The organism is Bacillus sp. FSL W8-0920 (genome assembly GCF_038593215.1).
GTDB classification, from domain to species: Bacteria; Bacillota; Bacilli; order Bacillales; family Bacillaceae; genus Bacillus; species Bacillus pumilus.
Genome location: NZ_CP151974.1, coordinates 3,026,092 through 3,048,726, shown reverse-complemented (window position 1 = coordinate 3,048,726; position 22,635 = coordinate 3,026,092). Strand labels below are relative to the sequence as shown.

Annotated in this window: 23 protein-coding genes and 1 riboswitch; of the genes, 15 read left to right on the top strand and 8 right to left on the bottom strand. The window is 41.0% G+C overall.

Annotated elements, in window-relative coordinates; all coding sequences use genetic code 11:
* Nucleotides 1-3: 3 nt before the first annotated feature.
* Complete coding sequence (locus NSS78_RS15580) at nt 4-1,320, top strand: sensor histidine kinase (RefSeq protein ID WP_003213283.1); 1,317 nt, start codon at nt 4-6, stop codon at nt 1,318-1,320.
* Nucleotides 1,317-2,249 (top strand): response regulator, encoded by a 933-nt coding sequence (locus NSS78_RS15575; protein ID WP_003212842.1) that lies wholly within the window; start codon nt 1,317-1,319, stop codon nt 2,247-2,249. Before NSS78_RS15580 ends, NSS78_RS15575 begins: the two co-directional genes overlap by 4 nt.
* 16 nt (nt 2,250-2,265) lie before the next feature.
* Here NSS78_RS15575 and NSS78_RS15570 read toward each other — a convergent pair whose 3' ends face one another.
* Nucleotides 2,266-2,874: a TetR/AcrR family transcriptional regulator gene (locus NSS78_RS15570; RefSeq protein WP_253622240.1), complete on the bottom strand. Its 609-nt coding sequence runs from the start codon at nt 2,872-2,874 to the stop codon at nt 2,266-2,268.
* 89 nt (nt 2,875-2,963) lie between these two features.
* On the opposite strand from NSS78_RS15570, the gene NSS78_RS15565 reads away from it, so the two are divergent.
* The gene (locus NSS78_RS15565; protein ID WP_003213116.1) at nt 2,964-3,512 is read left to right on the top strand and encodes a hypothetical protein; all 549 of its coding nucleotides are present in this window, start codon (nt 2,964-2,966) and stop codon (nt 3,510-3,512) included.
* A gap of 37 nt (nt 3,513-3,549) precedes the next feature.
* On the opposite strand, the gene NSS78_RS15560 is transcribed toward NSS78_RS15565, so the two are convergent.
* The 3 genes from NSS78_RS15560 to NSS78_RS15550 are packed head-to-tail and all read right to left on the bottom strand — an operon-like array spanning nt 3,550 to nt 6,117.
* Entirely contained in the window at nt 3,550-4,488 is a 939-nt protein-coding gene (locus NSS78_RS15560; protein WP_050944146.1) for a metal ABC transporter substrate-binding protein, read from the bottom strand.
* Nucleotides 4,489-4,501: 13 nt separating this feature from the next.
* A complete protein-coding gene (locus tag NSS78_RS15555) occupies nt 4,502-5,374 on the bottom strand; it encodes a metal ABC transporter permease (RefSeq protein ID WP_003212785.1) in 873 nt (290 codons plus the stop codon).
* Nucleotides 5,374-6,117, bottom strand: a complete 744-nt coding sequence (locus NSS78_RS15550; protein WP_212045543.1) for a metal ABC transporter ATP-binding protein — start codon at nt 6,115-6,117, stop codon at nt 5,374-5,376. The genes NSS78_RS15555 and NSS78_RS15550 overlap by 1 nt, the downstream gene beginning before the upstream one ends.
* A gap of 431 nt (nt 6,118-6,548) precedes the next feature.
* On the opposite strand from NSS78_RS15550, the gene NSS78_RS15545 reads away from it, so the two are divergent.
* The 10 genes from NSS78_RS15545 to NSS78_RS15500 all read left to right on the top strand — a co-directional run bounded on the left by NSS78_RS15545 (nt 6,549) and on the right by NSS78_RS15500 (nt 17,255).
* A complete protein-coding gene (locus tag NSS78_RS15545) occupies nt 6,549-8,648 on the top strand; it encodes a heavy metal translocating P-type ATPase (protein WP_212045542.1) in 2,100 nt (699 codons plus the stop codon).
* 144 nt (nt 8,649-8,792) lie between these two features.
* On the top strand, nt 8,793-9,479 hold the full coding sequence (locus tag NSS78_RS15540; RefSeq protein WP_050944130.1) for a DsbA family protein: 687 nt from the start codon (nt 8,793-8,795) through the stop codon (nt 9,477-9,479).
* Nucleotides 9,476-9,889 (top strand): disulfide oxidoreductase, encoded by a 414-nt coding sequence (locus tag NSS78_RS15535; RefSeq protein WP_003212957.1) that lies wholly within the window; start codon nt 9,476-9,478, stop codon nt 9,887-9,889. The genes NSS78_RS15540 and NSS78_RS15535 overlap by 4 nt, the downstream gene beginning before the upstream one ends.
* Before the next feature lie 146 nt (nt 9,890-10,035).
* A complete protein-coding gene (locus NSS78_RS15530; protein ID WP_003212961.1) occupies nt 10,036-10,647 on the top strand; it encodes a trimeric intracellular cation channel family protein in 612 nt (203 codons plus the stop codon).
* 322 nt (nt 10,648-10,969) lie between these two features.
* Nucleotides 10,970-12,985, top strand: coding sequence for a Na+/H+ antiporter (locus tag NSS78_RS15525; RefSeq protein WP_003212699.1), 2,016 nt, complete (start codon nt 10,970-10,972; stop codon nt 12,983-12,985).
* A 63-nt stretch (nt 12,986-13,048) separates the two neighbouring features.
* Nucleotides 13,049-13,918, top strand: coding sequence for an ROK family protein (locus NSS78_RS15520; protein WP_050944124.1), 870 nt, complete (start codon nt 13,049-13,051; stop codon nt 13,916-13,918).
* A 69-nt stretch (nt 13,919-13,987) separates the two neighbouring features.
* On the top strand, nt 13,988-14,833 hold the full coding sequence (locus NSS78_RS15515) for an aldo/keto reductase (RefSeq protein WP_212045541.1): 846 nt from the start codon (nt 13,988-13,990) through the stop codon (nt 14,831-14,833).
* Between the two features lie 208 nt (nt 14,834-15,041).
* Entirely contained in the window at nt 15,042-15,545 is a 504-nt protein-coding gene (locus NSS78_RS15510; RefSeq protein ID WP_212045540.1) for a hypothetical protein, read from the top strand.
* Between the two features lie 110 nt (nt 15,546-15,655).
* Nucleotides 15,656-16,318 (top strand): ATP-binding cassette domain-containing protein, encoded by a 663-nt coding sequence (locus tag NSS78_RS15505; RefSeq protein WP_212045539.1) that lies wholly within the window; start codon nt 15,656-15,658, stop codon nt 16,316-16,318.
* The gene (locus NSS78_RS15500; protein ID WP_212045538.1) at nt 16,293-17,255 is read left to right on the top strand and encodes an ABC transporter permease; all 963 of its coding nucleotides are present in this window, start codon (nt 16,293-16,295) and stop codon (nt 17,253-17,255) included. The genes NSS78_RS15505 and NSS78_RS15500 overlap by 26 nt, the downstream gene beginning before the upstream one ends.
* Before the next feature lie 29 nt (nt 17,256-17,284).
* Here NSS78_RS15500 and modB read toward each other — a convergent pair whose 3' ends face one another.
* The 4 genes from modB to NSS78_RS15480 all read right to left on the bottom strand — a co-directional run bounded on the left by modB (nt 17,285) and on the right by NSS78_RS15480 (nt 21,344).
* Nucleotides 17,285-17,950 carry a molybdate ABC transporter permease subunit gene (modB, locus tag NSS78_RS15495; protein ID WP_342468155.1) on the bottom strand — a complete coding sequence of 222 codons (666 nt, stop codon included), beginning with the start codon at nt 17,948-17,950 and terminating at the stop codon, nt 17,285-17,287.
* Nucleotides 17,950-18,726 carry a molybdate ABC transporter substrate-binding protein gene (modA, locus tag NSS78_RS15490; protein ID WP_327839826.1) on the bottom strand — a complete coding sequence of 259 codons (777 nt, stop codon included), beginning with the start codon at nt 18,724-18,726 and terminating at the stop codon, nt 17,950-17,952. Before modA ends, modB begins: the two co-directional genes overlap by 1 nt.
* 151 nt (nt 18,727-18,877) lie before the next feature.
* Nucleotides 18,878-20,728 (bottom strand): LTA synthase family protein, encoded by a 1,851-nt coding sequence (locus NSS78_RS15485; RefSeq protein WP_003213307.1) that lies wholly within the window; start codon nt 20,726-20,728, stop codon nt 18,878-18,880.
* A gap of 124 nt (nt 20,729-20,852) precedes the next feature.
* Entirely contained in the window at nt 20,853-21,344 is a 492-nt protein-coding gene (locus NSS78_RS15480) for a metal-dependent hydrolase (RefSeq protein ID WP_050944121.1), read from the bottom strand.
* A 171-nt stretch (nt 21,345-21,515) separates the two neighbouring features.
* Between NSS78_RS15480 and NSS78_RS15475 the strand changes: the two genes are divergently transcribed.
* The gene (locus NSS78_RS15475; RefSeq protein WP_003213061.1) at nt 21,516-21,944 is read left to right on the top strand and encodes a MarR family transcriptional regulator; all 429 of its coding nucleotides are present in this window, start codon (nt 21,516-21,518) and stop codon (nt 21,942-21,944) included.
* Between the two features lie 82 nt (nt 21,945-22,026).
* On the top strand, nt 22,027-22,170 hold the full coding sequence (gene sspJ / locus NSS78_RS15470) for a small acid-soluble spore protein SspJ (protein ID WP_003213383.1): 144 nt from the start codon (nt 22,027-22,029) through the stop codon (nt 22,168-22,170).
* 121 nt (nt 22,171-22,291) lie between these two features.
* Nucleotides 22,292-22,470: riboswitch (Lysine riboswitch) on the top strand.
* Nucleotides 22,471-22,635: the final 165 nt, after the last annotated feature.

Genomic DNA, 22,635 nt, shown 5'->3' with positions numbered 1-22,635 from the left:
CGTTTGAATCTACTGAAAAAATGGCTAAATACAGAGCCTTATTTAATTGTGATGCTTATTGTACTGACACCGATTGGCGGAGAGTTTAAATTTTATCCATTTGAGGACAGTTTTCGGGTCAGCTTTGGAACCGTTGTCTTTTTCTTTATCCTACTCCAAATGAAAAAATTCCCAGCGTGGGCAAGCGGTATCATTGCAGGGGTTTCTGTTTTTGCGTTTCGCGTGCTTCTTGATACAGCCGTCACAGGTCATCTTCCGCTGGAAGAGGCGATTTCTTTAAGATTTCCTTCCCTGCTTTATTACGTCGTCTACGGCACGCTCTTTTATTTATTAAAGGTCAGACGTTTCCGCGATCAGCCTTGGCTGATTGGAGCGACAGGTATCATCATGGAGCTATGCGCGAGCGTTGTTGAAATGATTGCACTTCGTGGCACCATCGATGAAATTTTAACGATGCGGACGCTGTTTCAACTTTTCGTGTTGGCGATTTTCAGAAGCTTTTTCGTGTTGGCTTGTTATACAATGATTCGATTATATGAAGAGCAGGCGAGAGAGCGTCAGATGAAAAAGGAAAAGGAACATCTGCTCATGCTCCTGTCTAATCTTTACACGGAATCTACATACTTTCATAAAACACTTGCACATGCTGAGCACATTACAGCGACATCCTATCAATTGTATCAATCCCTGCATCACGCAAAGGATGCAGAGTCATTGGATTTGAAAAAGCTCGGAAAAACAGCCCTGCAAATCGCAGGAGAGGTGCATGAGATCAAAAAGGATAACCAGCGGATTTTTTCTGCATTATCAAAGCTGATTCATGAAGAAAATTTTCAGGCGTATGCAAGTCCTGCGCATATTGCTGGGCTCGTGATTCGTATTCATGAAAATTACGCAGAATCTCTTAAAAAAAACATTGTCTTTCATTATGATGAAGATGGGCAGCATCCCGTCTATCACGTGTATACCATTCTATCTTTGTTAAATAATATCGTTTCCAATGCTGTCGAAGCCATTCCGGTGGATGGAGAGGTGTCACTCTCTATTTCCCAGAAAGAGAGCCATGTGATCTTTCAAATTAGTGACAACGGGCCTGGCATTAAAGAGCGTAATCATCATGTGATTTTTAAACCCGGTTTTACTTTAAAATACGATCAGGCTGGGAATCCATCAAGCGGTATCGGTCTTTCCTATGTAAAGGATACAGCGGAGAAGCTTGGCGGAAGTGTTGAGATGAAGAGTATCCCAAATAAACAAACGACTTTCACGTTAACGATACCAATGGATCAAGTTAGTAGAAAAGAGGGGATTGGGAGATGAGATTTTTTATTGTGGATGATGATGAAGCCGTGCGTTCTTCACTCGCTCAGCTCATTGAAGATGAAGAGCTTGGCTTCGTCGCGGGAGAAGCAGAGGATGGCGCAGAGTTAACGGCAAGCTACTTAAATGATTTGCACATTGATATCTTATGTATTGATCTATTGATGCCGGAACGAGACGGACTTGAAACGATTCGAGCCATTAAGGATGAGTTTCATGGCAAATACTTAATGCTGTCACAGGTAGAAACAAAGGAATTAATCGGCCAGGCGTATACGCTTGGTGTCGAGTATTATGTGACAAAGCCAATCAATCGTGTAGAGGTCTTAAGTGTGCTCCACCTCATGATTGAGCGGCTTCATTTAGAGCATTCAATTGAAAATATTCAGCACTCACTCAAATCCGTCATGCAGTTTCAGCAGCGCGGTCAGACGAAAACGAAGCAGCGTGGGAAAAGTCTTGCAGAGGCAGGCCAGTTCTTGCTTGCAGAGCTTGGAATTGTGGGCGAAAAGGGATCTAAAGATTTATTAGATATGATCCTCTTCACAGATCAGTATTTAGCGCTACATACCGAACATCATGATTCATTTCCTTCTTTAAAGGTCATTTTCACGGGTGTCACCGAGGATAAATTAAATGAGCCTTACACATCGGCAGACATTGCAAGAGAAGCGAAAGCAGCGGAACAGCGGGTGAGGCGTGCGATCAACCAATCCTTGAAACACATCGCTTCACTTGGGTTAACTGATTTTTCTCATCCGACCTTTGAAAATTACGCTTCTAAATTCTTTGATTTCACCATCGTGCGAAAGAAAATGAGTGAATTAACAAAAGAGACGAGCGGTAGAGAAGAACATACCCGTATCAATGTGAAGAAATTTGTGCAGGTACTCTACTACGAAGCAAAACGTATTTTTATGGAAGATTAAAAAAAGACATGCTCCCTCATGAGGGAGACATGTCTTTTTTGGTGATGGATTGCATGTGCATCTGCAGTACGGAGCGTATGAGCTGAGGCGGTAAGCGATGAGGCTGCAAGATTCCATTCAATGCAAGCCCATTGATGACCGCATAAAGCCGCTCAGTTTCGACTAAAAGATCGATATGATCAAGCAAGAGCCCATCCTCTTTTAATTTCATTAAACAATATTGGGTCATTTGGAAAAGCTCGTCATACATCTTTGTATTGAGCGGCTGTAAATCAGGTTCAGTCATCGACTTGACTGTAAAAGCCTGCCACACCTCCATTTCAAATCTTCGTTCTTCATCAAGTGGGAGAACCTGCTCCAATAACGCGAAGACATTTTCTTCCGTTGAACCGTTCAGCTGAAGTCCTGTCATCCGCTCTTTGACTCTTTCCTGAATCAATGTCATAGAGAAAAGAAATAGCTCCTGCTGTGTGGAGAAATAATGACGCATAGAGCCCGCTGAAATGCCAGCTTCTACCGCTACTTTTCGTACAGAAGCGTTTTCCAATCCATCCTGTTTAATCACTCTCATGGCAGCTTGAGCGACTTTTTGTTTTTGTTTATAGTGATCGACGATTTTTGGCATACATTGATTTTAGCACAGCTATTGTTTTTTTAACACAGTTGTGTTATTTTTTATTTAATACAATCGTATTAAAAAGGATGTGGTGAATATTGATCGGGTTATTGATTGTGGCATGTGAAATTGGCTTTTGGCTGTTTATTCTGGTGGGGTTAACACTTCGTTATGTGTTTAGACAGAAAAAGTGGGGCGCCTTCTTCCTCATTTGTACACCGATTTTGGATCTCATACTTCTTGCAGCGACTTATATGGATTTAAGAGAGGGGGCTGTGGCAAGTGTCATTCACGGGCTCGCAGCTGTTTATATTGGGGTGAGTCTCGCTTTTGGACATCAAATGGTGAAATGGGCAGATGTCCGGTTTGCTTATCGATTTGCAGGAGGCCCTAAGCCGAAGGGAAGACCAAAGTACGGGAAGGAACGGTCTGTATATGAAATAGTCGGCTGGACGCGGCATCTCGTCTCTTATGTCATCGGAGCCGGTCTACTATTTGGGTTATCTTATCTCATCCAAGCACCAGAACGAACGGAAGCACTGATGCAGCTAGCGAGAGTATGGGGAATGGTCTTAGCCATTGATTTCGTCATTAGCATCAGCTATGTGATCTGGCCGAAAAAACACCCGCAAAATATAGCCAGCTAATAAAAAAGACAGGCGAACTCACTCCGCCTGTCTTTTCTTATGATGAAAGCCCTTTGTAAATGGTGTCAATATTCCATTTCATCATCTTATAGTAGCTGTCCCCATCTTCACCTTTCTTTCCAATGGAGTCAGTAAATACTTTTCCTTTAATCGGAACACCAGTTTCTTCAGATAGGCTTTCAAGGCTGCGTGGATCGACACTTGTTTCAAGAAAGAGCGCAGGCACTTGATGATCTTTGACGAAATGAATGATGCGCTTCATTTGTCCAGGTGTTCCTTCATTCTCTGTGTTGATCTCCCAAATGTAGCCTGCCTTTAGTCCATAGGCATCTGCAAAATACTTGAAGGCTCCCTCACTTGTCACAAGACGCTTTTTGTCTTTTGGCAGCTGGTCGAACTTGTCTTTTGCTTCATCATGAAGCGCTTGAAGCTTTTTGATATAGGCTTCTGCATTTTTTTCGTAATCCTCTTGATGCTCAGGGTCCGCTTTAATAAGTGCATCTCTGGCATTTTTAGCATACAGAATCCCATTTTCGACATTTAGCCAGGCATGGGGGTCCTGCTGGCTTTCGAGGCCTTTTGAAGATAAATGTTTTACTTTGACGCCTTTACTCATTTCGGCTACAGGTGCATCATCCCCGTCCTTGCCACTCGATTCGAGCAGCTTTTGAAACCAGCCATTCCCTGTTTCAAGGTTTAAGCCATTATATAGAACAAGGTCTGCATCCGTTGTATGCTGAACATCCTTTGGCAGTGGGTCAAATTCATGTGGGTCTGTACCAATGGGAACAATGCTGTGAATAGAGACATGCTCTCCGCCTACTTCCTTCACAATGTCATAAAGAATAGAGTAGGTCGTGACGACTTTTAATGTGCCGTCATCTTTGCCGGAATTATTTTGTTTTGTAGAACAGCCTGTGATGACCATAAGGGCAATGAATACTGCGGTCAAACGGATTGCAAATACCTTCTTCATATATGTCCTCCTTTTACATAGACGCTTCCTTTTTTAGCTGCGTTCGTTTTCGTTTAGATCTTAATGATCTCCATAGAATTCCTTGCTTTGGTGAAAGGATAAAGGCACTCCCGAATAAAATGGTCGCAACTAGCACGATAGAAGCGCCAGACGACAAGTTATACGTAAAACTAAGCCCAAGACCGGCAACGGCAGAAACTGCCCCGAAAAATGCAGATAAATAAATCATAATCCATAGCCGGTCTGTTAAGAGATACGCAGTGGCTGCCGGCGTAATAAGCATGGCAACGACAAGAATAATCCCAACAGTTTGTAGTGAAGCAACGGTCACAAGGGTCAACAAGGTCATGAGAAAATAATGGATCATTCGATTCGGTAAACCGTAAACCGAAGAAATCACCGGATCAAATGAACTAATGAGCAATTCTTTGTAGAAAATGATGACGGCCAGCAGGATAAAAATGCCGATGCCAAGCGTAATCCACATATCAGATGAACGAACAGCTAGAACGTTTCCAAACAAGATATGATATAAATCACTGGAACTTTTCAAAAATGTGATCAAAATAATTCCGATTGAGAAAAAAGCGGTGAAGACAATACCGATGGCAGAGTCATTTTTAATGCGGCTGTTTTGACTCACATATCCGATCCCAATCGCTGTTAATACGCCAGTTAAGACGGCTCCGAAGAAAAAGTTAATTCCCAGCATATAAGAGATGGCGACACCTGGCAGCACAGCATGCGATATGGCGTCTCCCATCAAGGCCATGCCCCGTAAAATGATAAAGCAGCCAATGACCCCGCAAATAATGCCTACCATCACGGATGTAAATAATGCTTTTTGTAAAAACGCATATTCAAAGAGTCCGGTTAAAAATTCCATTACACGTCTCCTCCTGCTGATTTTAAGAATGGTAGCTGCGTTTCATATGCCTCCAGCATGACCTCTGGGCGAAGGATATCGTGTACAGGTCCAGCTTTGATGAGTTTTTTATTTAACAGAACGAGATGGCTGAAGTAATCATCGGCTTTACTTAAATCATGATGGACCACCAAAATGGTTTTTCCTTCATCCCGTAATTCCTTCAAAATGCCAACCATCGTTTCTTCACTTGCCATATCAATCCCAACAAATGGTTCATCCAAACAGAAGAGCTGTGCGTTTTGCGCAAGTGCTCTTGCAAGGAAGACACGCTGCTGCTGACCGCCGGATAACTCACCAATTTGTCTTTTGGCAAAGTCCTGCATGCCGACTTTTTCTAAACAGTGGTACGCATATGACCGGTCTTCTTTTTTCGGACGTTTGATCAGGCCAAGCTTCGGATATGTTCCAAGTAGGACGGTATCCAGCACATGAATAGGAAACGTCCAGTCTAGATCATTTCTCTGAGGTACATAGGCGATCTGTTTTCTAACTTGTTTAAAGGGCTGTTCAAAAAAGCGAATATCCCCTTGATCTTTTTCAATTAAATCCAAGCATGCCTTGAGTAAAGTCGATTTACCGGCACCATTTGGACCTATGATTCCTGTCATCGTTCCTTCCTGTATGGAAAGAGAGATGTTCTCTAAAGCATCCTGCCCGTGATATGACACATGAAGACGGTCGATTGTTAAAGCATTTGGCATCTCTTGCGGCCCCTTTCGATCATCATTGCACTTCCTAAAGATATATGCATACATTAAATAATTTTGACTAAAGGATGAAATGATTCTCTAACGCTAATTTGTTTCCTTGGGGAAACTTTTATTTCATTCTAAGCGTCTGTCCTTCTTTTGTAAAGAGAAAAAACTGCACTTATTCTGTCAGAGATCAAACGATCGTTTTTATGTTATGCGCAGAAAGGGGGACATGAGCTTGGTTTATTGAAAATCCGTGTGACAGAATGGGACACAAAAAACCAATTATTTCTTCATAAATGATTGACAGAAGATAAGAAATCCTCATATAATAAGGGTAATCCAATATATGAATATATGCTCATATATAAAGTTTTTAATTTTTAATAGGTTGAATCGATCCAGGGAACGTTACTTATCATATAGAAAAAGGTGAGAACATGAAAAAGATGAAGGATGAATACGTATTAAGCGGTCTTGATTGCGGCAACTGTGCACGTAAAATAGAAACAGGTGTCAGCAAAATGGATGGAGTGGAAGCTTGCTCTGTTAACTTTGCGACAGGCACCTTGACTGTGACGCATGCAGATAAGCAAGAAACGATGACAAAGCGTATTGAAAAAACTGTTCAGTCCATTGAACCTCATGTGAGTGTATCACCGAAAGAAGAAGGACATCATCACGATCATGATCATGGGACAAAAAATTTAAAAACGATTGTGCTGAAATTAATTGGCGGTGCAGTCATTGGAACAGCCGCTTTCTTTATACCTGAAGATGGTGTATTAAAGTTCCTTATGTTCTTCGCAGCATATTTACTAGTCGGCGGTGATGTGGTTTTTAAAGCGCTGAAAAATATCGTGCGAGGCCAAGTATTTGATGAGAACTTTTTAATGACCATTGCAACAGTTGGCGCTTTTGTGATTCAGCAATATCCAGAGGCACTGGCAGTGATGCTCTTTTACCAAGTTGGAGAGCTCTTCCAAGGGGCGGCAGTGAATCGTTCAAGACGTTCAATTAGTGAATTAATGAATATACGTCCAGAATACGCGAATCTAAAAGTTGGAAATGAAACGAAAAAAGTGAATCCAGAAGAAGTAAAAGCCGGTGACCGTATTGTCGTGAAGCCTGGTGAAAAAATTCCGCTGGATGGGCTCGTTATTGAGGGCTTCTCACTTGTTGATACATCCGCATTAACAGGGGAATCGGTGCCGCGGGATGTAGAAGCGGGAAAAGAAGTTCTTGCAGGATTTGTGAATCAAAACGGTATACTTGAAATTGAAGTCCAAAAAGAGTTAAGCGAATCGGCAGTGACGAAAATTTTAGATTTGGTTGAGAATGCAAGCAGCCGAAAAGCACAGACAGAAAATTTCATCACAAAGTTTGCAAAATATTATACACCGGCTGTCGTCGTGCTCGCCTTATTGCTTGCCTTTGTGCCGCCGCTTCTTATTCCATCAGCACAATTGTCTGACTGGGTGTACCGGGCGCTTGTCTTTCTCGTGATCTCTTGTCCTTGTGCTCTTGTTGTATCCATTCCATTAGGGTTTTTCGGGGGAATTGGGGCAGCGTCTAAACGAGGCATCCTTGTCAAAGGCAGTAACTATTTAGAAGCATTGAATTCTGTGAAATATGCGGTATTTGATAAGACGGGCACGCTTACAAAAGGAAACTTTACAGTGACCAATATTGCCACAGTCAGTGACAAGTGGTCAGAAGAAGAGCTGCTTTCTTTTGCAGCACTAGCAGAAGCCCATTCCTCTCACCCTATTGCAGAATCGATTAAAGCGGCATATAGCTCACCGCTTGATGAAAGCCAGATCGAAGCATATGAGGATATCGCGGGACATGGAATTAAAGCGACCATCAGCGGATCTCACGTCTTAGCGGGAAATCACCGCCTGATGGAGCGAGAAGACATTGCGTATGAAAAAGAAAAAAGAAGCGGAACCGTTGTGTACATGGCAATTAACGGTGAGTTTGCCGGATCAATCTTGATCGCAGATGAATTAAAGGACGATGCAATCGAAGCCGTTTCTGCTCTAAAAGCGTCTGGTATTCAAACCGTCATGCTCACTGGTGATGCTAAGCAAGTCGGAACGGCGGTCGCTAAGCAAATTGGCATTGATGAAGTACATGCAGAATTATTACCGCAAGACAAAGTAACGAAATTAGAAGAAATTGATCAGAAAAAATCGCCTCAAGAAAAGCTATTATTTGTTGGGGACGGCATTAATGATACACCGGTATTAGCAAGAGCGGACATAGGAATTGCAATGGGCGGGCTTGGTTCAGATGCAGCTGTCGAAGCGGCTGATATCGTCATCATGACGGACCAGCCATCAAAGGTAGCAGAAGCCATCGCTGTCGCAAAACGAACAAGAAGGATTGTCTGGCAGAATATCGCATTTGCCCTTGGTGTCAAAGGCGTTTTCCTATTACTCGGAGCATTCGGAATTGCGACGATGTGGGAAGCCGTCTTCTCGGATGTCGGTGTCACCGTACTCGCTGTTTTAAATGCGATGAGGGTCATGAAATAAAATTGTAAGGAAAATTTCATGAATACCATCTTTCATAATGGACCCCCTCTTGTTAAAATAGAAGAAGTTGGATAATGGCATTTTTCTAAGCTATTATCCTTTTTCTTTTTTAAAAGGAATGAAAAAGATAAGGTAGGTGCTTATGTGAGTAAGAAAAATAATCAATCTTCATCCATTAAATTTGCTGTCATTTTAACCATCATCGCAGCTCTTCTCATCGGTATATTTGTTGTGATTGGAAACAAGAACAGCCAAGAAGCACAAACAGTTGACAGTAAGCCTTCGATTAAAGGACAGCCTGTCATAGGAGACAAAGATGCAGCGGTGCAAATTGTCGAGTTTGGGGACTACAAATGTCCGTCATGTAAATCATTCGAAACAGACATTTTCCCAAAACTGAAAGCAGACTACATAGATAAAGGCGATGTATCATTTTCATTTATTAACTTGCCACTGCCTGTTCATGGAGATGGCGCAGTGTTAGCAGCACTAGCTTCTGAAGAAGTATGGAAAGAAGATCCAAAAAACTTCTGGGCATTCCATGAAGCTGTCTATCAAGCACAGCCAGATAGTGAAGCAGAATGGGTTACGCCTGCTAAGCTGACTGAATTAGCGAAAAAGACAACAAAAATTGATACGGACAAACTCAAAGATAACCTATCAAAGAAAACGTATCAGCCGCAGCTGAACACAGACGATCAGCTTGTGAACAAATACAAAGTGAATTCAACACCAACGATTTTCATTAACAATAAACAAGTCCAAAACTTCTATGACTATGATGAAATCAAAGAATTAATTGATCAAGAGCTTAAAGGGAAGAAATCATGAAGAATAAGCTTATTTACTTGTACAGTGCTTGGATTGTCTCGATCGTTGCGACGATGAGCAGCCTGTATTTAAGTGAAATCAAAAAGTTTATTCCATGCGATATGTGCTGGTTCCAGCGTATTTTCATGTACCCGCTCGTGCTTTTACTTGGAATTGCTACGTTCCGGGGTGATGTCAAAGTGAAGTATTACGTACTGCCTTTAGCTGTAATCGGTGCTGGCTTTTCCATCTATCATTATATGGAACAAAAGATCCCAGGCTTTGCGTCGATTCGCCCTTGCCTCAGCGGTATTCCTTGTTCTGTTGATTATTTGAACTGGTTTGGTTTTATCACCATTCCGCTATTAGCACTTATTGCATTTATTCTGATCATCATCAGTATGCTGCTGTTAAATGCAAAAGAAGATTGAGAGATAGCCTGCTTTTTAGCGGGCTATTTTTTATTTTTGCAAAAAGATAAAATTTAAAGAAAATTTGTATTGCTTTTCGCTTATGTCAGATATACATTAAGGGAGTAGTGTTGGATGATCAGATCATGTAAGGAGATAAGCGGAAAATGGCATGGGAAGTCTTAAGTATCATTGGTATTATCGCATTCGCCATTAGTGGTGCGATAGTGGCAATGGAGGAAGAGTACGATATTCTTGGTGTGTACATTTTAGGGATTGTGACAGCATTTGGCGGTGGAGCGATTCGGAATCTATTAATCGGTCTTCCGGTGTCTGCTTTATGGTCACAGGGCAAGATGTTTACCATTGCTCTTGTATCCATTACGATTGTGTTTCTTTTTCCAAAGCTTTTGCTCAAGCACTGGAGCACATGGGGGAATTTCTCGGATGCGATTGGCTTAGCAGCGTTTGCGATTCAAGGTGCATTATTTGCTGTGCAAAGAGAGCTTCCACTCAGTGCGGTCATTGTGGCAGCCATTCTGACTGGAAGCGGTGGCGGAATTGTGCGTGATTTATTGGCAGGGCGAAAGCCGCTTGTGCTAAAAGCGGAGATTTACGCAGTTTGGGCAGCACTTGGCGGCTTACTCGTAGGACTCGGTTTAGCACAAGGAGAGATTGCTTTGTATTTGCTGTTTCTCATCCTCGTCGTATGCAGGGTTTGTTCCTATCTATTCAAATGGCGGCTTCCCGCTAGGTCTTATTTTTTAAATAAAGGGTAAAACGAGAAAAGAGCGATTTCGCTCTTTTTTTTGTGTTTGAAACGAGCTGGATGTCAGCAGGTAATGGAGTTTTCGTGTAAAATAAAAGCAGGGTCTTTTTGTTCATCATTGGAACAATACATATGATGAAAATTTTGTCAGCTGGCTGAATATCTGGATTCAGCCTTTTTTTGCCTAGATGGATTGTTATGTGTTGGTTTCACATTTTGCGGAATACTAAAGAAGCTTCTATGATCGGACGGATGAATCAACTCGAAATGAACACATCTTTGCATGTAAGCAAAACTTGACGAAAAAATGAAAATAGGAGGGACACGTACTAGTGGAGATTTTTTTGGCAGTGCTCGTACTACTTGCACTCATTGCATCATCTAATATTATCAATCGTTTTGTCCCCTTTATTCCAGTCCCGTTAATTCAAGTGGGCTTAGGAATACTGGTGGCAGCTTTTCCTTCAGGTTTACATATTTCTTTAAATCCTGAACTATTCTTCGTTTTATTCATTGCACCGCTGTTATTTAATGACGGGAAGCGTACCCCAAGGGACGAGCTGTGGAAATTAAGAGCGCCGATTCTTCTGTTAGCCCTAGGGTTAGTCTTTGCGACAGTCATTGTCGCGGGATATACCATCCATTGGATGATCCCAAGCATACCACTTCCAGCCGCATTTGCGCTTGCAGCGATTTTATCACCGACAGATGTGGTAGCAGTCAGTGCTCTTTCCAGCCGTGTGAACATGCCAAAGGGCATCATGAGACTGCTGGAAGGCGAGGGATTGATGAACGATGCATCAGGACTTGTCGCCTTTAAATTTGCCATTGCAGCAACAGTAACTGGCGCTTTTTCAATTGCTGAGGCATCCTTTAGCTTTGTCCTGATTGCCGCAGGTGGTCTATTGACTGGATTTATTCTATCCTTTTTTATCATTCGTTTTCGCTATTTTCTCCGCCGTTTAGGAATGGACGATGTCACGATGCATATCATTCTGCAAATCCTTACACCATTTGTCATCTATTTAGCAGCTGAAGAAATTGGTGTATCCGGTATTTTAGCGGTTGTTGCTGGCGGTGTGACACACGCTATTGAGCAGGATCGAATGGAAGCAAATTTAGCCAAACTGCAAATTGCTTCATCAAACACATGGAATATTATTTTATTTATTTTAAACGGACTTGTTTTCGTTATTCTTGGATTGCAGATTCCGGATGTATCGACAGTGATTTTCCAGGATGAAGCGTTTAATAATATGCAGGTCATCAGTTACATCTTAATCATCACGCTATGTCTCATGATCCTGAGATTCTTATGGGTATGGCTCTTCTGGGCAGGTAACTGGAGTGTAACGAAAAAGCAGAATGTGAAAAAACCGAAGCTGCGTGCTTCGATGCTGATGACATTCTCTGGTGTTCGTGGTGCCGTCACTTTAGCTGGTGCCTTCTCAATCCCATTTACGCTTGCGGACGGATCACCATTCCCCGAGCGGCATTTGATTATTTTCCTCGCAGCAGGCGTCATTTTATGTACACTCATTTTAGCTAGTGTATTATTGCCTCTTTTATCTGAGAAAAAAGACAAGCAAATTGCTGTGGATTTGGATACAAAGGTTCAGCATGCGAAACGGAAGCTGCTGAGAAGTGCCATTAAAACCTTAAGAGAAGGAATGAATGAAGACAACAGGGAAGTGTCTCTAGCACTCATTAATGATTACCGAATGAAGCTGCGTAATATCCAGCGTGAGCCGTACCAATTCGGGATGAGAAGACAGGAACGAAAAATTAGATTGCATGGAATTAAAGCAGAACAAATGAAGCTTCAGCAATTAATTGATGAAGAGAAATTAGATAAAGAAGAAGCCTATGAGCTACAGGAGAGATTTCATGAGCTGGAAATGCTGTATTCAAACTCCTTCAAAATTCGTTTTTCAAAAGTGAAGTTCCTGCGCTTGCTTCAGTGGCTTCAATTATGGCGACCGAATCAGCTCGTTTCCAGCGGTATTTTAGAAAACGAAGACTCGTACAAGCAAATCCGTAAGAAAACGGCAGAGGCTGCTGTGGACTCGATCAAACAGCATATGACCGATGAAAATAAACAAACGTGTCACCAAGTGATTGGCTTTTACAACCAAGTCATTTATCGATGTGAACACGGTCCAAGCTTCTTTCAGCAAAAAGACCGTTCGTTTGACCGGAAGAAAAAAGAGCTTAACTTCCAAGCTGTACAGACGATTCGAAATGAAATTCAAACTTTGTATGAAAATGGTGAAATCAATCGTGATATTGCCCATCATCTAAGGGAGTATATCAATGATATGGAAGCTGTTCTCCTGACCAACACGTAATGTTGTTATCTTTTTCCCTATGTTTTATGATGAAGAAAGAGAACAAGCAGGGGGAGATCAATGATGGCGTATTATGGAGCAATTGAAGCTGGCGGTACAAAGTTTTGTTGTGCAATTGGCAATGAGCACGGGGACATTCTCGAAGAAATGACAATTCCTACAGAGCACCCAGAAAAAACATTACAAAAGCTCATGCCATTTTTCGAGCAGCATGACATTGAAGCATTAGGGGTCGGCTCCTTTGGACCGATTTGTGTCCAAAAGGACGACCCTTCTTACGGTTATATCATGAACACGCCGAAAGTAGAGTGGAAGCATTACCCGTTCATTCCAGAGCTAGAGAAGCAATTAGAAGTCCCAGTATCTTTTACAACAGATGTAAATGCGGCAGCCTTAGGTGAATTAACAAAAGGAGCAGCCAAAGGGCTGAATAGTTGTTTGTATATCACGGTCGGTACGGGTATCGGTGCTGGCGCTGTTGTAAAAAACGAGCTTCTTCACGGTCATTCGCATCCAGAAATGGGGCACATCCTTGTCAGGCAGCATGAATCAGACGTGTTTGAAGGAGTCTGCCCAGCGCATGGGACGTGTTTAGAAGGACTGGCAGCTGGACCAGCGATTGAGAAAAGATGGGGGAAATCTGCTAAAGAGCTTACGGAGGAAGAATCAGTTTGGGCACTTGAAGCTGACTATTTGGCGCAGGCGCTGATGCAGTACTCGCTTATTTTAAGCCCAGAGCGCATCATTATGGGCGGGGGCGTCATGAAGCAAAAACAACTGTTTCCACTAATTCGAGAGAAGCTTGCTGCTTATCTCAATGATTATGTAGACCTGCCGCCGCTTGATTCATATATTGTCTCTCCTGGACTTGAAGACAAGGCCGGCATGACAGGTGCTTTGCTGTTAGCCATCGAAGCGAAGAAAAACGCCTGATAATAGAGTTTTAATGGACAACGTGAGATAATGAAAAAGATGGAATCTATGAAAAAGGTGGTTGTTAAAATGGTTAAAAGCTTGAATGATACCGTAACACTGAATAACGGAGTGGAAATGCCTTGGTTTGGTTTAGGTGTATTCAAAGTGGAGGACGGCAATCAAGTGGTAGATGCCGTAAAAGCAGCCATACGCAACGGATACCGCAGTATTGATACGGCTGCCGTTTATAAAAATGAGACAGGCGTAGGCAAAGCAATTAAAGAATCTGGCGTGAAACGAGAAGATTTGTTCATTACGTCTAAAGTATGGAATACGGATCAAGGCTATGACAAAGCGCTGGCTGCAATTGACGCAAGCTTGAATCGATTAGGTCTTGATTACTTAGACCTCTATTTGATTCATTGGCCTGGCCCAAATGCAGAAACATTTAAAGACACATGGCGTGCGCTTGAGAAGCTTTACAAGGATGGGAAAGTGAGAGCCATTGGCGTCAGCAACTTCTACATTCAGCATTTAGAAGAGCTGTTAAAAGATGCTGAGGTTGTTCCAGCCGTGAACCAAGTTGAATTTCATCCGAAACTGACACTTGTCGAACTGCGTCAATACGCAAAAGAAAAAGGCATTCAAATTGAAGCGTGGTCTCCGCTCATGCAAGGAAAGCTATTAGATCATGACGTATTAAAGGACATGGCTGCACGCTACAACAAATCTGTTGCACAGGTCATCCTGCGCTGGGATCTGCAAAGCGGTGTCGTGACGATTCCAAAATCAATCAACGAAGAACGCATTAAACAAAATGCAGATATTTTTGATTTCGAATTATCAAAGGAAGACATGGAAAAAATCGATGCATTAAACAATAACGAGCGTGTCGGCTCGAATCCAGAGACGATGACGGTTGGGTTTGAATGATAATGCAATAGAATAATGATAAGAACACCTTTCGATAGGCGTAGGAGTGAGACACTTCTATGACTAATAGAAAGGTGTTTTTTTATTAATGAAAGATAATCTATGATCCTAAGAACTCCTTAAATCCACCTTAAATATAATTGTATTTATGGAATTATAATGAAGTATATGGTAAATTATTAACTGTGAATAAAAGGATGTTAATTATATGAAAAAAGTCATTCTTGGCTTGTCGTTAACTTTGGGTGCCACGATTCTACCTACGACATTTGCCGAAGCAACAAATGTTGGTTTAAGTAAGGAGCAAAAAGTACTTCAAGAAGATTATTCTAGTAGTACCATGTATGTACAAACAATAAAGGAAACGAATAAAGGTGAGATGTCTACAAGTGCTTCGAAAGTGTATGCTAAAAGGCTAACCACATCTAGAGGGAGCTTTATGGCTTGGTCCAAATCATATGTAGATTGGAAATATTCTTCGGGTAAAGTCAAATCGAGTTCTGGTTCTCAAGATGCGGGCTATGTCTTCCCTAACAAAGTGGTGAAAAATGGGTCTAAAAGATACTATAAGGGATCTAAACTTCATAAATGGGCACATAAAACAACCCTTAAATTTGGAACACCCACTCCGTGGGGAGATGTTACCTTTGTGAGTAACTCTTTTACAGATCGAGTTTGGGTTAATGGAAAAGGGAAACATGGTTGGGATTAATATAATAGATTAATAGAAAAGGCGCTACTTAAGAACTATTTACAAATCATAGTAGCGCTGTTTAAATATTATAAATAATCTCAAAAAATACTAAGAGGGGTTTTTGGAAAATGATCCATGTAAAAGGATTGACAAAAACATATCGACATCAGCCTGTATTTGAAGATTTACATATTCAAATAAAACATCAAAAAATAAATTTCATCATGGGCAAGAATGGATCCGGAAAAACAACTTTTATGAAATGCTTACTCCAATTAGAACACTATGAAGGGGAAATCTTGTATAACGATCAGCCAATTGACCAAGTAAGAAATGAGATTCAGGTGATGTTTGATGATACTCCACTCTATTTAAATCTAAACGGTTATCAAAATATAAGATTATTGTTAAATAGCCATGTTGATCAAAAAAAGTGTGATGAACTGGCAAGAGAATACCTGCCACATGAGATTCTCAAGAAAAAGGTCAAACATTACTCATATGGACAAAAAAAGAAGCTAAGTTTCATATTCATTGCCTTAACAAAACCAACATATTTATTCTTAGATGAGATATCAAATGGTTTAGATTATGGAACAATGATGGAATTAAAAGCAATGATTAAGAAATGGTCTGAAGACATGACGATTATTGCTACAGGTCATCAGTTTGAATTTTATTCATCTATTGTGGATGAATTGTTTATTTTAAAAGACAAATCAATGATTCAAATCCATGACTTTCAGGAAAAAGGAGAGGATTTGGGTGACATCTATCAAACATATCTTTAAATTAATGAAAAAAGAGTTTTTATATCAATATTATGCCAAAGCATTTCTTGTTTTGTTCATTCCATTAATGCTGATTTCGTTATGGAATGTATATGCTCAATATGAAACAACAAAATCCAACTATGCCCAATATGTAAAAACAGAAAGTGAATACAAAGAGCTCGGGATTGATATTAAGAAGGCTTTGACGATGCCAGTCAACATAGAAGAAGGAGAATTAGCCGGAGCTGAGGGGGAAGTTGTCGAGAATGTCTTGAAATATGATTATGAGCAGTTTATTCATTCACTTCATTTGATGGAACCCACTCAAACGATTTCAACAACTTTAGAATGGATGGGATTTATCTTTTATCCTCTCGTATTTGGTTTATATGCTATTTATTTATCAACATATGATGTTAAATATAAAACACTGAAAATAAAGGCAGTTCGATATGAGTGGAATGATGTATTGTTTTCTAAGCAATTAACTCTGTATGTCATCATTCTACTATTGATTCCTATTCTTTCTCTTATTTCTTATATAGCTAGCCATATCTTTTATTCTGTCATATCAAATGATATATCTGTTCAATTGTTTACATATCAAGATAGTACTGAACATTCTATACTGCTTCAATTCATGTTTGTTGTTTGTACTAGTTGGTTATTTAGTACACTTGTTTTTTACTTAGGCAGTTTATGTCGAAGTTTTATTTTATCAGGGGGCATCTATATGGTTTATTTTTTACTGATTCCTAACTTAGGTGTCTTTGATTTAAAAAATATGATCGCCAACTTAGCTATGCACTTTTTTTTGTTTAAAGGAAACTACCAATTATTTGTGCCGATTCCCATGAATATAACCACCATTCTGATTAGTATTTCATTGCTATTCTACCTGTCATCTTTGATGACTTATACTATTGTAAAACGTCAAAGTAAATATGTAGTCTAAATCCCTCTATTCTCACATAGAGGGATTTTTTACGTACTACTTCTACGCACAGCCAAAAGCATAATAAAAGATAAGATCACAATACAGATCGTCCACGCCCAAGCAAGCTCCATGCGTCCAGAATCAATCGCCACATAGATAGCGGTTGGGAGTGTTTGGGTTTTTCCTGGGATGTTGCCGGCAAACATTAAGGTCGCTCCGAATTCTCCAAGGGCTCTTGCAAAGCTAAGGATGCTGCCTGACAAGAGGGATGGAAGGGCAAGAGGTACAGTAATATAGGAAAAGACTTGGAATGAATGAGCACCATCTACTTTTGCAGCCCCTTCAATATCTGACTCAATTGTAGAAAAGCCCGCCTTTGCTGATTGATACATGAGCGGGAATGCCACGACTGTCGAAGCAATAACCGCCGCCCACCATGTGAAAATGACCGGCTGATGGAAGATCCATTCAATCGCGCCCCCTATTACACTATGCTTTCCGAATACGACGAGCAATAAAAAGCCAACGACTGTTGGCGGGAGAACGAGCGGCATCATCAGGAGCGTTTCCACAATCATTTTCCCTTTAAAAGTTGTTCGCGCCATCCAGAAGCCAATTGTTGTGCCAAAAACTGTGGCCAACAGCCCGCTGACGATAGCCACTTGCACGGACAGCCAAATGGGTGATAGAAAGTCTTCAGTCAGCATAGGCATTACGACACTTTAAAGCCGTATTTCTTAAAAATGGATGTGGCTTTATCAGATTGAAGAAATTGAAAAAAGGCTTTGGCTTCCGTAAGATGATTTGACCCTTTGACAATCCCTACTGGATATATAACCGGGGAGTGCATGTCCGAATTTGCTTCAGCTGCAATCTTTACTTTTTTAGAAACGAGGGCGTCTGTTTTATACACAACACCTGCTTCGACATTTCCAGTTTCAACGTAGCTTAAAACTTGCCGTACATCTTTGGCATAGACAGCATTCTTTTTCACTTGATCCCATATATTCAGTTTTGTGAAAATCTCTTTGCCATATGTACCAGCAGGAACCGATTCAGGTGTGCCAAGAGCGATCTTTCCTTTTACGTGCTGGACGTCTTGAAAGCTTTTAATAGAGGAAGAGCCATCTTTTGGCACAATAAGGACTAGCTCATTTTGTATGGCGTCCTTGATATATTCTCGGTCAATGTCTCCAGATTGAACAAGTTCATCGAAGTGCTCTTCAGCTGCTGAGAAAAAGAGATCCGCTTTTGCTCCTTGAGCGATTTGCTGCTTCAATGCGCCGGATGATCCGAAGTTATTCGTTAATGTCACATGTGGATGCTGTTTGTGAAAGGAGGCTTCAATTTCCTTTAGTGCATCCTGAAGACTTGCCGCTGCTGAAATCACAAGCTCTGTTTTTTTATTCGAATTAGATGGCTTCATCTCTGTTTGGCATCCACTCAGAAGCAAACATATGGAGATGAAGGCTAAGAATATATACTTCATGTTCACACCTCTTATCATTCAATATCATGTAGTTCCCTTTATTATAAGCAAACTTATTTGAGCATTCATAGGCTTTCAATAAAAAGAGAAAAGAAAAAGCCGCCAAATGGCGACTTTCAGCGTGACGACTAAGGAGATCGTTTTATCCTGTTTACTGCTGATAAAAACGCAGCAAATTCCCATTGATCACCTTGTCTGATAAGGAGAGCTCTTTATTGGCTTTTTCGATATAAGGCTGACATACCTCATCCTGCTTCACGGGTTCTTTTGTTTTTTGATCATAGCAGGTGTTCTTTGTATAGAGATAATCATCTGTAATAAAGTTACCGTTTCTCAATACAGCGAAAGGCGTCCGTTCATTTGAAAATAAATCATTGCCGAATTGAATGGAATCCTTCGTTTCAATCCCTAGTAAGTGAAGAAGTGTCGGCTTGACGTCCATTTGACCAGCTGTTTCAGAAATCGTCTGCGGTGCTTGGTCCGTGACACCAGGAATGTAAATCAAAAACGGAACACGCTGCAGTTTGACCGCATCAAACGGTGTGATTTCCTCTTGATTGAGTAGCTGTGCCATTGCCTCATGATGTGCCTCAGATATGCCATAATGGTCACCCATGAGGACAAACATCGTATTGTTATACAATCCTTCTTCTTTCATACGGTCAAAAAACATCTTAATCGCTTCATCTTGATAGCGGACGGTCGTCACATAGCGGTTTAAAATGGTACTGGACGAATCATATTCATCAATAAACTGATCCTTCGGGTCAATTTCAAATGGAAAATGATTGGTCAAAGTAATGAACGTACTGTAATAAGGCTGCTTCAACTTTTTTAAATAATCAATGGATTGATCAAAGAAGTCGATATCCTTTAAGCCCCAGCCAGTGGAATTCCGTTCATTGACATGATATGAATCGACATCATAAAAACGATCAATTCCTAGAGATTCATACATCACATCACGATTCCAAAACGTTTTATTATTCGCATGAAATTGGACGGATTGATAGTTTTCCTTTTTCAACTGCTTGTATAACGTATCATATTCATTATCACTCGCTGTGAAAAAGACAGCGCCGCTGCTAGAAGGGTAGAGGGAATTCGCGACAATAAACTCTGAATCGGACGTCTTCCCCTGTTCTGTCTGCTGATAAAATTCATCAAAATAAAAACTCTTTTTAGCCAATTGATTTAAAAAGGGAGTGATATATTGTCCATTTACCTTTTGATTCATGACAAATTGCTGCGTCGATTCAAGTGAAATGAACACAACGTTCTTGCCTTTAGCAAGTCCGAAGTACTCTTCGTTTGGTGCACTGTAATCAGCCTTTGTGTAGTTTGCTACAGTAGAAAGCGTATCTTCATCTGCAAAAGCCTTTTGTCCAATGCGTGCCGTTTGGGCAGCACCATCGTAAAGATGGAATTGGAACAGCCCGAGGTTTCTGACAATGACTTCACGATCATAAGAGCTTGTCAGAAATCGAGGGTGATCCATCATAGCTGAGCTGACATGAAACAATAGGAAGCTGCAGCAGATCGCATAATATGTTTTGATCGTCTTGTATGACGCTTTTGGGGCTAATGGTTTGCGCTTGAGCAGCCAAGCAAGTACGACAAAATCAACGAGCATCAGCACAAAGAGCGGGTGGAATAATTCCGTCATACTACTGCCCATATCTCCCATGTTCTTCGCTTGGAATAGCACGGGAATGGTAATGAAATCAATGTAAAAACCATAAAAGATCGTATTCGATATAAGAATCGCCGTAAGAATAAAATTTGCAGTCAATAAAAAAACCTTTTGTTTGGTTTCATTTAAAAAAAGAGCTATCCCAAACAAAGGGAGTAGAAAGCTAAGTGGATTGATCAAAAGCAGCCATTCATGAAACAGATTGGCCGTTCGTATGTGAAAACCTAGTTGATAAATGATGTATGTTTTCATCCACATGAAGAGGATGGAATACACTAAAAACCAGTGATTTTTGAAAAACGCTTTCATTTATGTATCTCCTCATCATTCTGTATTCAGCTGCAAGGCAAAAACACTTATCTTAAACCTACTAAAAAAATGAGGAATGATCAATTCATATCTTATCTTTTTCGCAAAACTCTTTTTTATTCTGTTAGAACTGGATGGGGATAGATATGCCGCAGATGACGGCGATGTAATAGCAGGTGACGACAGTGAGAGCAGCTAGTACGACTTGTTCTCCTGTGCTGCCTGTTTTGACATAGAAGGGGAGACGCACTTTAATGGAAGCTGGAAATAAAAATTTAATGCCGTTCACTGTTCCAGCATCAAGGATAAGGTGGCTCGCCATTCCAACTAGTAAACCGATACTTAGGCTGTCATTTGGAATGTATGTTGTCGCAAGAAAATAAATGATCAGCAGAAATAATAAACTGTGAGTGAACGTGCGATGACCGAATACGCTGCTGATCAGTGCCGAGAGCAGCGGAAATTTTCTACCGATTTTACTTTTTGTATGGCAAAGATCGGGGATCAAAGCACCTGCTGATCCAGCTGCAGCCATGATGACTGGGTCGAATCCGTAGTAGTAGGCGACGGCTGTTGAGGCGGCGATTCCGCCCATAATGTGTGTTTTTCCTGTCATGATGCGTACTCCTGTTCTGTTTTTTGTTCAAGTCCTCACTATATCAAGGGTGAATTCATTCAGCAAGACTTATTTCTAAAGAAAAAGAGGGCAAAAGGGTTGGCTGATTGGAAAAACATTCTATAATAAGGGGGAAGTCATGTTGATACTAACGATAAGGATGCGATTCGGATGGGTAATGCAGACATTTTAAAAGAAATTGTTCTTGTACATTATGAAGTCAGCCGTAAATTAAACCGCAAGTTACTTGAGTTAGAAAAAGACATCACGCCTCCGCAGATATATGCTCTTTCTATTTTGATACAAGGCAAAGTATCACATGCCGAAGAGCTGAAACAAAGACTCTCTTTAAACCCAGGTGCAGCCTCCATTGCACTCAATAAATTATGTGAGCAGGGCTATATTCAGAGAGAACGGGACAAAGACGACCCCTCGCTCGTCCGGTTAGAAGCCACCGAAAAAGGGCAGGTGATTTATGAAAAGCACACACGTCTTTTCGGAAAGGTGATTCAGCATATGATGTCAGACTTCACAAAGGAAGACTTAAAGACCTATTTGACGTATCTGCAAAAAATGAGACAGACCTTTCATGATGATTGAGCCTTTCCACTTTGTATAATGCGGCGCACTGTAGCACAAATTAAACAGGCAACCGCATTTTATGAAAAGGGAGGAAACAGCGATGTCATTTTTCCAAAAGGATAAAAAGGCGAAAAGCGAGAAAGACCACAAGCAAGTAGATCAGCTGTTAGAAGAAGCAAGCAAAGAGCTAGCAGGCGATCCGCTTCAGGAAGCTGTACAAAAGAAGAAAAACAACGATCAATAAACAGGTATAGGGCAGAGAAAAGGATCTCTGCCCTTTTTCTATGTTTTTCCCTTTGACAGAAGTGAGAATGTTTGATAACCTTCGTGTAGTAAAAATGAATAGAAATCCTCACGCTATGTCTCAGTGAGGTAGAGGTTGCGCGGATGATGAGTCACTCATGGGAGAGATGGAATCGAAGAACATGAGAAAAAAGGCATCAGCGCCGAAGTGTAGAGAGAGCTCCAACTTTCTTTATGCTGGGTCTGCATTGAATAAATGCAGGACTGCCACGTCTTTGAAGCGTGGAGGGCTATCCGGAGATCAAGGTGTATGTTTTGAAAAGCATGGACTGTTGTTCAGGCTTTTTTTTATGTTCTGAGTACCGAAGATAAGGGTATGCTGTTAAGAAAGTGGACCCATGAGGAACATAAAGAATACAAGTCATTGCTTCACAAATATATCAATGAAGATACTGCCGGGTCTGGT